The organism is Kordia algicida OT-1 (assembly GCF_000154725.1).
In the GTDB taxonomy this organism is placed as follows: Bacteria; Bacteroidota; Bacteroidia; order Flavobacteriales; family Flavobacteriaceae; genus Kordia; species Kordia algicida.
The window spans coordinates 3,401,580-3,414,715 of the sequence record NZ_DS544873.1; the positions used below are offsets into that span (position 1 = coordinate 3,401,580).

At 33.5% G+C, this 13,136-nt stretch carries 9 protein-coding genes; 3 read left to right on the forward strand and 6 right to left on the reverse strand.

Annotated features, from left to right (window positions below; translation table 11 throughout):
* Window positions 1–57: 57 nt before the first annotated feature.
* Both KAOT1_RS14650 and KAOT1_RS14655 read right to left on the reverse strand, forming a co-directional pair.
* The gene (locus tag KAOT1_RS14650) at window positions 58–576 is read right to left on the reverse strand and encodes a nuclear transport factor 2 family protein (protein ID WP_007095631.1); all 519 of its coding nucleotides are present in this window, start codon (window positions 574–576) and stop codon (window positions 58–60) included.
* A gap of 7 nt (window positions 577–583) precedes the next feature.
* Complete coding sequence (locus tag KAOT1_RS14655) at window positions 584–1,249, reverse strand: hypothetical protein (protein WP_040559584.1); 666 nt, start codon at window positions 1,247–1,249, stop codon at window positions 584–586.
* Between the two features lie 298 nt (window positions 1,250–1,547).
* Between KAOT1_RS14655 and KAOT1_RS14660 the strand changes: the two genes are divergently transcribed.
* On the forward strand, window positions 1,548–2,498 hold the full coding sequence (locus KAOT1_RS14660; RefSeq protein ID WP_040559585.1) for an NAD-dependent epimerase/dehydratase family protein: 951 nt from the start codon (window positions 1,548–1,550) through the stop codon (window positions 2,496–2,498).
* A gap of 84 nt (window positions 2,499–2,582) precedes the next feature.
* On the opposite strand, the gene KAOT1_RS14665 is transcribed toward KAOT1_RS14660, so the two are convergent.
* From KAOT1_RS14665 to KAOT1_RS14680, 4 genes are all read right to left on the reverse strand, one after another.
* The gene (locus KAOT1_RS14665) at window positions 2,583–5,255 is read right to left on the reverse strand and encodes a CHAT domain-containing protein (protein ID WP_007095634.1); all 2,673 of its coding nucleotides are present in this window, start codon (window positions 5,253–5,255) and stop codon (window positions 2,583–2,585) included.
* Window positions 5,256–6,634: 1,379 nt separating this feature from the next.
* Window positions 6,635–7,942: a S8 family serine peptidase gene (locus tag KAOT1_RS14670; RefSeq protein WP_007095636.1), complete on the reverse strand. Its 1,308-nt coding sequence runs from the start codon at window positions 7,940–7,942 to the stop codon at window positions 6,635–6,637.
* Between the two features lie 417 nt (window positions 7,943–8,359).
* Window positions 8,360–11,113 (reverse strand): choice-of-anchor L domain-containing protein, encoded by a 2,754-nt coding sequence (locus tag KAOT1_RS22060; protein ID WP_007095637.1) that lies wholly within the window; start codon window positions 11,111–11,113, stop codon window positions 8,360–8,362.
* 2 nt (window positions 11,114–11,115) lie between these two features.
* Window positions 11,116–11,508, reverse strand: a complete 393-nt coding sequence (locus KAOT1_RS14680) for a hypothetical protein (protein WP_007095638.1) — start codon at window positions 11,506–11,508, stop codon at window positions 11,116–11,118.
* 169 nt (window positions 11,509–11,677) lie between these two features.
* On the opposite strand from KAOT1_RS14680, the gene KAOT1_RS14685 reads away from it, so the two are divergent.
* Entirely contained in the window at window positions 11,678–12,235 is a 558-nt protein-coding gene (locus KAOT1_RS14685) for an RNA polymerase sigma factor (RefSeq protein ID WP_007095639.1), read from the forward strand.
* Complete coding sequence (locus KAOT1_RS14690) at window positions 12,232–13,044, forward strand: tetratricopeptide repeat protein (RefSeq protein ID WP_007095640.1); 813 nt, start codon at window positions 12,232–12,234, stop codon at window positions 13,042–13,044. The genes KAOT1_RS14685 and KAOT1_RS14690 overlap by 4 nt, the downstream gene beginning before the upstream one ends.
* Window positions 13,045–13,136: the final 92 nt, after the last annotated feature.

Here is a 13,136-nt window from a genome sequence, read left to right on the forward strand (position 1 = left end):
TAAAAAGTTTCGCGAATGTTACCGAAACTCAGGACATTAACATTTATTTAAGATAATTTATAATTGTGATTTTACGATCGAGTCGTTTTCCTTCTTTAGTTTTACAATTTCCTTTACATTATCGTTTGGAATTGCAATTGAAAGTACATAATGTGAAATTTTCCAGGTGTCGCCTTCTTTTTTGAGAACGCCAGAACCTCTGCATAGTTCCATTTGTGTGTCTAGCATTTCATCAAACCAAGCAATATCGCCATAAGCTGAAATAAATATATTTCTTTCTAGTGCTGTAAAACTCCAAGCTTTTCCTTTGTCGAAATATGGCTTTGAAAATTCTTTAAATTCTTTATTTTGCCAGTTTTCAGTAGCATCTGTTCCTATAAAGATAGCATCATCTGTCATTTTGGAAAAGTATGCGTCAAAATCAGCATCTGCAGCAGCTTTATGCCAAGCATCTAAGACTGAATTGATGGTGGTTTTTTGCTTTTCTAAACGAAATTCTTCTACTTTTTCACGTGCTTTTTCAGTGTTACACGCTATGAATGTAATAACGACTAATAATGGAATGATTTTTTTCAAAATATAATTAGTTTTCTTCTGATTCTACTTCTTGGAATGGTTTTTTAGGTGACGTTGCCTTTTTCTTTGGTAGGAATTCTTTTCTGGCTTGCTGTTCTTTTTTGAGTGCGTTTGTCTCATCAACATTAGTACTGTCTTTTAATTTCATAGCATCGCCAAGAATTTCTTCTGGTTTAATGTTTAATTGAGAAGCTTGTACTATTTGATAACAAACCGAATTGAATACTTTGTTCATTTCTACGATTTCTTTTTCTATGAAATCATTGGAAGTATTTTCGTCTGTTGCGTCGTCTTGAAGCTTTAGTGCTTTGGTTTTTAGCACTAAGAAACGACTGCGTATTTGCATGACATCTAAGTCTTTTGGATATTTCTTTTTTTCTATGACATCAATGTTTGCTGCCAATTGCTCTAGGTCTTCTACAATGGCAAAACGCGTACTAGAATTGATGAGTTTCATGTTTTCATGAACGGTATTAAACTCCAACCAATCTTGCACCAACTTTTTTTGATTTGGTGTCAATTCTTCAAGTTTTCCTTTTCGGGGAATATTGAGTTTGTTTTTGGCAAGATATTCCTCTTTACTTTGTGTTTCTTGTGCACGTGTTGCTTCTGCTTCTTTTTCACAAGAAATAAAGGAAATGATGATAAGAACTAATGTGATGATTTTCTTCATTAATTTTTGAATGTCAACTTTGTTAAAAAAGAGAAACAAATATAGCTAGTTTTTTAGGTTTGCCTGTATTTTTAACAAAGTTTACCATGCTAAGCTGTTGTATTTTATGAATTTATCAAAAAAATGGCAGTTAATTTTCATTTTTCGCATTCGCTAGAAATAGATTTCTCTATATTTGTAATCAATTTTTACTCGATAATCGAGATTTAAAATGTTGCAAGGATTTCCTTGTTATACGAATATGAATTTCTTATAAATACCCTACGGACTTGTCCTGAGGTAATTGATTGTTTTTTTGATGAGTACAAAAGTTTTAATTATTGGTGCCTGCGGACAGATAGGCACAGAATTAACAGCAGCTTTGCGAAATACTTACGGCGCTGAAAATGTGATTGCGTCTGATATTCGCCAAAGCGAAAGCGAAGTGTTTACTCAAGGTGTTTTTGAACTGCTTGATGCACGCAATAAGGAAGCAATTCAGGCATGTGTAGAAAAACATGAAATCACCGATGTGTATTTGATGGCTGCGCTACTTTCTGCAACTGCTGAGAAGAATCCGGAGTTTGCTTGGGATTTGAATATGAATTCACTACTTCATGTACTGAATCTTGCGAAAGATAAGATCGTCAAAAAAGTATTTTGGCCAAGTTCTATTGCGGTTTTTGGCGAAAATTCTCCGAAGAAAAATACACCACAACATACGATTATGGAACCTTCTACCGTTTACGGAATTAGCAAATTGGCTGGTGAACGTTGGTGCGAGTATTATTATAAGAATTATGGCGTTGATGTACGTAGTATTCGATATCCGGGAATTATTAGCTGGAAAGCAAATCCTGGTGGCGGAACGACTGATTATGCCGTGGAAATTTTTCATGAAGCGATTAAACACGGACAGTATACTTGTTTTTTGAGTGAAGATACTTCGCTTCCAATGATGTTTATGGACGATGCCGTTCGAGCTACAATTGCTATTATGAATGCCGAAGTTACTGACATAAACATACGTTCTTCGTATAATATTGCTGCGACGAGTTTTACACCAAAAGAATTGACCTCAGCAATACAAGAGTTGCTTCCTGAGTTTACAATTGCATATGAACCTGATTTTAGACAACAAATTGCTGATAGTTGGCCAGAAAGCATTGATGATTCTGCTGCTACTAATGATTGGAATTGGTCATCTGAGTTTGATATGAAAGCAATTGTTTCTGAAATGATTACGAATTTGAATAAGAGACTTGGTTAGACTTGTTAGACTTGTTAGACTTGTTAGACTTGTTAGACGAAAATACTTTTTCTCAATACTAATATCTCAATACTCACTACTATTTCAAGCTTGTTTTTTTCTTCTTGATCGGATAAAAAGTATGATTCCTGTGAGTAATAATCCGCCTAAAATATAAGATATATACGAACTTGAGGTTTCGTAAATCGGAGTTACATCGCCTGTAATGGTAAGTGCGCTCCAATAATACGGAGAAGCTTCACTCGTATTTCCATTGTTTTTGATATAGGTAAGCTTTGCTTTTTGCAATGCGCATGCTTTGGTATCTCCATTGGCTAGATTTTTGTAAAATTCTTGAATGATATCATTGCTTGCTTTTTCGTTGATATCCCAAAGTGAAGAAACTACACTTTTTGCACCTGCATTGAAAAATCCTCTTGCCAAACTCATGACTCCTTCGCCTTTTTTGAGCTCGCCATCTGAGGTTTTACAAGCACTTAGCACAACTAATTCCGATTGGTTTTTGGTAAAATACAGTTCGTCAAGCGTCATTTTTTCGTCATAAAAAGCCATCCAAGGAACAGTATTGTCTATGCCGCCATGCGTAGAAAGATGTATGATTTTGTAGTTTCCGTAGGCTTCCGTGAATCGCTGTTTTGTAGCATCTTCATATTGAAAATGGTTTGCTTTGAAGATATTGGTTAATTTTTCGAGTTCTGCCGAGCTTGTGGCAAGTTTTCCGTAGTTATCATTTTTGAATTTTGTAGGTGCAATAGCAATGAACATTTTTGATATCGGCACTTTGTTTTGTTTTGATTGTGCAGCCGAAGAAAGCGAGTAGTTGTAGTGAATGCCAACCGTTTTAATGAGGTATTCATTGTCTGGCGTTAACAAAGCTTCAAAAGGAATGTACTGCAACATTCCATCTGCAATTATCGTTACACGTTTTTGAAAAAGAGCATTACTTTCTTTGAACGGAATCAGTTGTTGATAGAGTTTTTTGGCAACAGTTTGGTATGTTTTTTTGTCTTTTTTGTTTATGAATGGTTTTGAAACAGATGCTTTGTAGGTTTCAACTGTTTTGGTCAAGATTCCGGTGTTTGGTAATGCTTCTAATTCAATTGTTTTTGGAGAGATTAATGCTACAAATCCTTTTTCTTTTCCAACAATGTATTGCAATACCAATTCGTTTTCCTGTAGATTTTTTTGTACTTCTTGTAGTGTTATAATGTTGATATTTTTCTTGTAATTGTAATATTTTGGATAGTTAGTTTCTAAAGAATCTACAAAGCTGTTGTATTCTTTTTTGTATTTGAATACGCTATTTTTTAGAGAATCTAAGGTTTGATTATCTGTTGCGCTTGCTTGAATTTCTGCTTCTAGCGTTTTGATTTCTTTGATAAGGTTTTGTTCACGTTCTAAGATATCTTCTGGAAGTTTGGAAAGACGCTTTGCCGTTGCATTGGTCATGTTTTCCAACAGCAACATCGCTTTGTTTTTTTCCATAAAGAAGAATGCTTTTTCAGGTTGTTGCAAACGATAACAAACCTCAACTGCTTTCGGATAAAAAGTGGCACTTTTTTTACGCCAGAATAGTTTTGATAAGTCTTCACGACTTTCCACATAAATAATATCAATTAATTGATCGGCTAGTGTGAATGTTTCGAGTGCATTTTGCAGGTATGCTGGTTTTTCTTCTGCGTCATAATAGGCAATCCAACCATTGGCTTTGTCAATTAAATATCCTAAGATGTCTAGTTTGTTTGGAGATAATTCGATGTCTTGAAAACTAGGCAATGTTTTGTAGTCTAATTCTTTGGATTGCAATGCTTGTGTGATTGCTTTTTGGTAGTGAATAATGGCTTTTTTGTGGTTGTTTTCTTTTTGGTAGATGTCTGCTAGGTTGTTGGAAATCATATCAATAGCATCTTTATCGTATAAAATATTGCTTCTAGCTTCATTCAAATAATATTTTGCTTTCTCTAGTTGATTTATTTTTTTACTTACAATTGCCAAATTAATATTACTTCTGAAAATATTTATAGAATCTTCTTCTGAAATTGAAACATTTAGTGCTTTAATGTAGTTTTCTTTTGCAGATTCAAAATCTTTTTGAAAATCGTAAAAAGCACCTAAATTCAAGTAATTAACTATATTATTTTCTATACTTATGTAACTTTTTAATATTTCTAATTCTTTCTTAATCTCTAATATTTGTTTAGTGTAACTAGAATCATATAAACCTATCAACGTTTCGAGCTTACATACATAAGATCTAACTAATTCTTGATTATTTTCATATTTTTTTAAAAGGTATATAGATTTATCATAATTAGAAATTGATTTTTGAAAATCTCCTAAATCACTATAAATATTTCCTAATGAACGATATATTTTGCCTGTATATTCGTCAATTTTGGGATATCTTTTTAAATAATTATTTCCTGCTTTAAGTGCTTTGTATAGTTGTTGATCTCGATATAAAAAAACAATTCTATTTCTATGGTTTTTTTTGAAATCATCAAAATTAAAGTTATTTAAGCTTACAGCTAGGTTTTCGATTTTTTCTGTAAGCTGAATAGATTTTTTAAGTTCAGAAAAACCTGTTTCTCTGATGAAACTTCTATATATTTTTGCCAATTTTAGTGTGTCTACTTTAATATTTTCTACGAGCAATAAACTATCTAATAATACTTCCCTTTCATTAAAAGTCAACTCTTTGTCTTCAATTCGCTGGTAATAATAGGCAGCTAACTCCAAATTTTGCGCTTGAAGCATGTAGAATGATACTAAAAAAAGGAGTGTTAGGGGAAACTTATGAATTCTTGTATGTAAAGTAATCATAAAGGTTTGGGTATTTATTTTTTTTTTGCAATACGTAAAATCTGTACAATAATTAGTAACTTTCTTAAGTTATGTATCTATAAAACATTACTATTATGAAAAATCAACAAAGTATTTCACAATTTAAACAATTTCAAATTCCTTCCCTAATCATTTCCAAAATTAATGGTGGTGAAAAGAAACAAGCAGCAAAAGCCGATGAAGAAATTGAATAAAATCAAATTTTACAATATGAAATCCTGCGTTATTGCGGGATTTTTTTATACAAGATTCTTAGAAACGTCATTCTGAGCTTGACTCAGAATCTCATCACACTAATTATCAATCTTTATGAAAAACCGAATCGATACTGAATTAAGTTCAGCACATGGTTTTGTTTGATGAAATTTTGACTTTCTGGACAGACTCTAATTCAACTAGCAATATTGTATGCGTCTTCCAGACTTCACAATATTGAGTTGCCCATACTTGATCTTGAGATCCCGTTATGCAACGGGATTAATTCAACTAGCAACATTGTGTGCGTCTTTCAGACTTCACAATGTTGAGTTGCCCATACTTGATCTTGTGATCCCGTTATGCAACGGGATTAATTCAACTAGCAACATTGGGTGCGTCTTCCAGACTTCACAATGTTGAGTTGCCCATACTTGATCTTGTGATCCCGTTATGCAACGGGATTAATTCAACTAGCAACATTGGGTGCGTCTTCCAGACTTCACAATGTTGAGTTGCCCATACTTGATCTTGTGATCCCGTTATGCAACGGGATTAATTCAACTAGCAATATTGGGTGCGTCTTTCAGACTTCACAATGTTGAGTTGCCCATACTTGATCTTGTGATCCCGTTATGCAACGGGATTAATTCAACTAACAATATTGGGTGCGTCTTTCAGACTTCACAATATTGAGTTGCCCATACTTGATCTTGTGATCCCGTTATGCAACGGGATTAATTCAACTAGCAATATTGGGTGCGTCTTCCAGACTTCACAATGTTGAGTTTCCCATACTTGATCTTGAGATCCCGTTATGCAACGGGATTAATTCAACTAGCAATATTGTGTGCGTCTTTCAGACTTCACAATGTTGAGTTTCCCATACTTGATCTTGAGATCCCGTTATGCAACGGGATTAATTCAACTAGCAATATTGTGTGCGTCTTCCAGACTTCACAATATTGAGTTTCATTAAGGTAAAAGAGGAGTTTTTACGCTCCCCTTTTAAATAGTCTAAATGCAAGATTACCTAAACCTAATTTAAACTATAAACCTTTTATGGGAACTCTGTACTAACTAATTTTCTTTCTTCTCTATTCAGGAATGTGCTTTGAATATTGTATTTCTGATAAGTTAGGATCATAGATAGCATTTTCTATGACGGTGCTTTTTAATAAAACTCCTGACATTCCTAATTGATATTGAGTTCCACTATATCCTGAGGTTAATGCGGCAGAATACGAAGTTCCGCTTATGTATAATGTTTGGTTATTGTACGTAAAAGGAATGTATTCTCCTGAGGCTGCAATGTCGACAGAATATACACCTCTATTTGAAAAACTTGCCAAACCAGAGTTTGGATTACTAGATGCGCCGTTGATATCTACTAATGAACCACTTGCATAAGGACTTGAATTTGTTCCTTGTGATCCGTGTGCTGCTAATGCTGCTACTGCTAATAAATTGTCAGATTCGTAAGAAGATGGATAATGTGGTGTGGTATCATTGTTTAATCCTTTGTTCCCTGCGGAAGTCACTACTAAAATATCTTCTGCATCATCAATAAATTTCTCCAATAACTCACGTTCATAATAATTCCAACCAAAACTCATGTTAATGACATTTACGTCTGGCTTGTTTGCTGCATATTGAAATCCGCAAAGCGCATCAAAGTAACGGATATTCCCATTGCTATTCGCCACTTTTACAGGCAATATTTGATAGTTTACATTGGCTGCTTCAAACTGAGAAGCTATTAAGCTTGAAACAATCGTTCCGTGTCTTCCTCTGTGATCGTCGTACGGATTGTTGTCTTCATCTACAAAATTCCATCCAAACAATTCATTGTAGCCATTATCCGAACAAGCATCTGTTCCACTGTTGTATAAATATGGTGATGAGAAACCTGGATACTCATACATGATTCCTGTATCTAATACTGCTACAGTGACACCTTGATTTGAGCTAACCATTTTTGATAATCCATCATTGATATTCCCAGTGCCACCAAAATCTACAAACATATTTTCTTGTATTTTAATAGTTGGATTGTATTCGGCTCCTTCAATTTCTTCATCAGATTTTGCAGTCGCTTTTTTCTCCTCTAAACCACCGCCATTGGCTTGTCCTTTGCTAAAAATCCAAAGTTCGAGGTTAGGGTCGGCACATTCACATTTTTTATATTCTTGGATGTGGTATTCGTTTCTTTTTATTACTTTTTCTGCTTCTGTAGTTCCTTCAGGATATAAAATGACAAGTTCGTTTCCTCCAGAATTAGCGCCTCCTTTTTGTGTGATCTCAGTTTCTTTTGCAATTTCAGTTTCAAGATTTAAAGACTCTTTTTGGCATCCTACTAAAGTTAAGGATAGGATTACACAGCAGTATACTATTACTTTTTTCATGTTGTTAATAAGTTTAAATTTATTGTTTAATTTTTAATAATGGTTTAGGTATTTAAAAAAATTATCGCTAGTTCAAACTAGCTCAAATTCTCTTGCATTATTAGGTTTTTTAATGTGCTTTTTTAAGATTTTATTGGTTATTCCTACTCTATTTTTAGCTAAAAGGTTTTTCGGATTCGACCTTTAAAATGAATTCATTTATAGAATAGTTAGGAAGGAGGAGTTTTGTTACCCAACTTTTTTATGAAAATTTTAACAAACTTATTTTGATCGTTTTCATGGTAGATAGATACAGCAAAATACATATTTTTAACTGTAATGTTATTTAATTTTATAATCGTTGTAAATATTTTAGATAAAAAAATTCCAGCCAATAGAGATTGACTGGAATTTATTCAGGTATTTAAAAAATGATATTTATTCTACCATTATCTTTTTAGTGATTGTTTCTGTATCTGTAGTGATGACAAAGAAGTACATTCCTTGCGTTAATACAGATTTACCATTCCAAGATATATTGATCGAATTATTTTCTATACGATTTTGATCGAATGTTTTGATTAGCGTTCCATCAAAACGATATACACTTATGGTGAAATTTGTTTTGTCTTTTCCAGAAATTTCAATATTCATGTTACCGTCGTTTGGATTTGGAGAAATTTTTGCTTCAGTTTTTACATCACTTGCACTTGGTTCCTGTGGTTTTGTTGGTCCGTCGTGTGGTTTTGTAAAACAACTACTGCATTTTTTATTTGACCAAACGATGTCTTCTTTACACTTTACTCCAATTTTCCAGCTAAAACATCCTGAGACATTAATATATGGTAATTGAAATTTACTTTCTGTAACCATCCATTGTTGCGGAGCATTACTTTGAGTAGATTTACAGCACTCTGGATCATCCCAAATAATTTCAACGATATAACTATCTGCATTTGGAATGTCTTCCCAATTTAATGTTGAAGTTTTACAACTATATACCAAGCTTGTTGGTGCATCACAAATAGATTCTTTGATTTCATCAATTAATGAACAATCGATAACTCCACATAATTCACAATTTCCAGCTACAGTTGCTTCTCCACAGTTTCTACAAATTGTTTGAGCGAAACACACTTCACCACAATCACTTTTTACTTTGTGGAATAGGAAATAGTAAAGTCCGTTTTGCGCACTACTGTATGAGTAGTTTACTGCTGTTGATTCGTCTACTAAAATATAAGGTCCGCCCGTTTCATTTGGACTTGAAAAGAGTGTCCACTCGTGTTCAATGCTTGAGTTATTTGGATATGTATTTGGCACAAATGTCTGAATAGTGCCACTTTGTGGATCAATTCCTATATCAAATGCAGCCGTGAATTCTTCTGGTGCTCCTGGTCCATTTGGCCAAAAATCAAAAACTAAACAACAGTCGACTTCTGCAGCAATGGCACTATTTTCTTTTCTTAGTGTCTCTGCTTCTTTTTGATATTGCACTTGTCCGTAGCAAATTTCTCCACAATAACTCACAACTTTGTGTATAATTGTGTAGTATACTCCAAATTGACCATCTGTATACAATTCAAAATCATTACCTCCTGTAGTGGTTGTACTAAATACTGGAGTGTATGGTCCGCCAGTTTCATTAGGACTTGATAATATATACCATTCGTGAGTGGCTCCAATATCTTGATATCCTTCATAACTACCTACCCAAAAGTCGTAATCAAAGTCAACACCGACACTAAAGTCTGCCGAGTCAAATTCATCACAGCAATCTGGAGTTAAAGGTATTCTCGTTTCTTGCCACGGGCAGTTATTAGTCCATACTCCATGTTTGATGTAATAGAATCTCGTTGGATCTAACTCTGTAAAGGTTACTGTAATATCTCCTTGAATTTCACTTACTGGCCCAATTGTGTCTGCATCTGTAGTAGATCCTGGAACGCTCGTTTCATAGACTCTCCACCATTGATTTGGAGCTGTATCTTGTGCGATTACTGTAACATCAAACACACCGTCGTAACAATCATAATTGATAATATCAAACGCAGATGACATTTGTCCTTCTTCATAAGTAAATCTTCTAGTTTCTGAGATCCATCCACAATTAGGATCTACAATTGCTAACTTTACTTCATATGTAACTCCTGCTTGGAACGTAACTGGATTATCTTCATCATCAACAAATATTTGAGTTATATTGACTGGATTAGGAAATCCTTGCGCCCAACCATCATCATTCTGATTAGAAAGCCAGCTTACAGACCCATCTCCATTAACTCTCCAAATATCAATAAAGTAACTTCCTGTAGCGGTAGTACCTGTTCCATCTAAAATTACATCTTCACAAAGATTGAATACAGTATCTTCTACTCCATTTTCATGTTCAAAATGGAAATCTACAGCAGAGTCATTTGAACTAAACGTTCCTTGTTGAATGAATACTCCAGAGTCAAAAATACCATCAGACACATCTGCAATAGCTAACGTAATTGTATATGTTTGACAAGCTTGCAAATTATTAGCAACTGCCTGTAATACAGTTGTATGCCCATCATACTGAATGGAATTCCCATTACAATTATCTATAAAGAAATTAGAATTAGTTCCTCCTCCAGGAGCATTACAATCATTAGATTGACCGTTATTGACTGTATTTATAGCCACGGGAGTATTGCCTCCAGGGATAGTAGCAATATTTTGGTTCCCATTGATCCCAGGTCCTGAAATAAAAAATCCAAATACATCATTGAACTGTGAATTCACAAAACGATGATATTCTTCAGAGGCGAATACATAATTAAAACTTATGTTTGTTCCTTCTGGCACAATATCAAAGGTAATTATAGTGGCATCTTGAGTTGCACCATCATTTACCAAGGCATCCAATAAGGCACTTCCTCCTGCATTTGTATCAGTTGCTGCATTTCTCACATCATTTGGTCCAACAGCATCTTGTATTGATCCTGTTGTGAGTAATACTCCTTGGGCGATTCCAAAACCTCCATTTGTAAATTGACCATAAGAACCATTTGCAGCGGTAACGTTTACGTTACTTATATCAACTCCGTTACCTCCAAGAGTCTGGATAAGTGCGTTATTATCTAAATTAGTATTTACATTTATTTGACCTAAAGCTACTAAAGGTAAAAAGGTAATAATTGCTAAAAAATAGTATATCTTTTTCATAATTATTTTTGTTTAGTAAAATTATAGGTGTAGCGCATTCTTTTTGATATTGAACTAAAATGTTCATTCACTTGTAGTAAGGTAAACTTTCTATCTATTAAAGATTTTTTGTCTAAAGTCATAATGATTTTTTTTGACGCAAAATCTCCTTTGAGTTGGTGAAAATCAAAAGAAAATATTGTGCAAAAATCATTCAAATCTTCTGAGGATTTGAATCCTAGGTCAGTAATATCAACAGTATATGTTGATTGAATTTCATTGATGTTTGTATCATTTAATACAAACACTAATTGCTTATCAATTGACATTCCTTTTTTGTCACTGCTATTTTGTGCAGTTAACATGGAAGAAGTCAATAGTAATAAACAAAACATACTTTGTATAACTTTTTTCATAATTAAAGTGTTTGATTTATTGGTTATTTCCTACTCTATTTGATTGTAGGCTTTTCGGATACCGCCTATGTGATGAATCGATTCATTATATAGTTATATTGAATAACTTTCGTTACCCGATTTATTTCATTATTTTTAGAACTTGATTTTATAATCAACCCTATTTTTTATGTCAAATGATGCTCATTTTATTGAAGGACTTCGTTCTGGAGAAAAAACTGTATTGCAAGAAATATATAATCAGTTTTTCGCGAAGGTTAAAACGTTTGTTTTACGAAATAAAGGTGCTGTTACAGATGCCGAAGACGTTTTTCACAACGCGTTAATTCAAATTTATATAAGACTCAAAAAGAGAGAATTAGAAATAAAATCTTCTTTTGAAGCATACCTCTTTACGACCTGTAAAAATCTCTGGAGAAGAGAATTAAATAAAAAACGGGTAACAAAACAAGAGGTTGTTGAACTAGAAGATAAAGAAACAGAAAATGCATTTGCATTACTTGAACAAGAACAGTGGGAATTGTACATAGAAAAGTTTCAATTACTCTCTGAAAATTGTAGAAAGGTGTTAACGCTCTTGTTTAATGGAACTTCGTATGAAGAAATCGTGGAAACTTTTTCATATTCATCTAAAGTAGTAGCTAGACAACGAGTTTTTAAGTGCAAAGCTAAATTAACCAAGCTAATTCAAGGAGACGCTAAGTTTTCTAAAATAAAAAAATTATGAGTTTTGATGATAAAACGTATGAGCAAATCGCTTCATATTTGAACAATCAGATGAATGAAGCTGAAAAATCTACCTTTGAAGCTTTACTTAAAAATGACACAGAACTTGCTTCATTTGTAGAAACATTTTCTTCATTAGAAAGTGTGTACAATGAAGATACATGGACTGTAAAAAGCAATGCAAGTGTTGCCGAGGTAAAAGCACTTGCCAACGAATTTCGTGCAGATGATGTATTAGCATTGTCAAAGAAAATTCGTGATATCCAACAAACAGAAAATAACACCACTTCTTCTGGAAACAGAAAGTCATATTTCTACTATATTTCTTCTGCGGTGGCTATTGCGGCTGTTATGACCATGTTTTACTTTACATTCATGCAGTCAATTACTGCAACAGATGCTTTTGAGCAATACCATGATTGGAGTACATTGTCATCTTTTCAAACCAAAAGTGATACACTTAACAATTTGGTAAATGCGGAAAATTTATTCCAACAAGAAAAATATCAAGAAGCCTTAACAATCTTTGAGCAATCTGCCAAAAAAGATGCTATTTACGATCCGAAAAAGCATTTGTATATTGGTATTTCTTACCTAGAACTTGGCAACTATCACGAGGCACTTCAAACTTTTGACGCTTTACTAAATAGTGACGCACTCGACAATCACAAAGCATATTGGTACACTGCGCTTACGTATTTAAAGCAAAATGATGCTAAAAATGCAAAAAAAATACTTAAAACCTTAGTTCAAAATCCAGACAACTACAATTACGAAAAAGCAACAGAATTGCTAAAAAAATTAAAATAACACAAAAATCTTCCTGTATTTTATAAATTTCGATAACTTATTTCACTTTTTATAAGTTATTACTGCTTCGTATGCTTGTAAGAATATAAAAA

What these genes read in the sequence shown, in the direction of transcription:
- KAOT1_RS14655 (WP_040559584.1), bottom strand. Translation starts at nt 1,249, where the DNA reads ATGAAGAAAATCATCACATTAGTTCTTATCATCATTTCCTTTATTTCT.
- KAOT1_RS14660 (WP_040559585.1), top strand. Translation starts at nt 1,548, where the DNA reads ATGAGTACAAAAGTTTTAATTATTGGTGCCTGCGGACAGATAGGCACA.
- KAOT1_RS14665 (WP_007095634.1), bottom strand. Translation starts at nt 5,255, where the DNA reads ATGCTTCAAGCGCAAAATTTGGAGTTAGCTGCCTATTATTACCAGCGA.
- KAOT1_RS14670 (WP_007095636.1), bottom strand. Translation starts at nt 7,942, where the DNA reads ATGAAAAAAGTAATAGTATACTGCTGTGTAATCCTATCCTTAACTTTA.
- KAOT1_RS22060 (WP_007095637.1), bottom strand. Translation starts at nt 11,113, where the DNA reads ATGAAAAAGATATACTATTTTTTAGCAATTATTACCTTTTTACCTTTA.
- KAOT1_RS14680 (WP_007095638.1), bottom strand. Translation starts at nt 11,508, where the DNA reads ATGAAAAAAGTTATACAAAGTATGTTTTGTTTATTACTATTGACTTCT.
- KAOT1_RS14685 (WP_007095639.1), top strand. Translation starts at nt 11,678, where the DNA reads ATGTCAAATGATGCTCATTTTATTGAAGGACTTCGTTCTGGAGAAAAA.
- KAOT1_RS14690 (WP_007095640.1), top strand. Translation starts at nt 12,232, where the DNA reads ATGAGTTTTGATGATAAAACGTATGAGCAAATCGCTTCATATTTGAAC.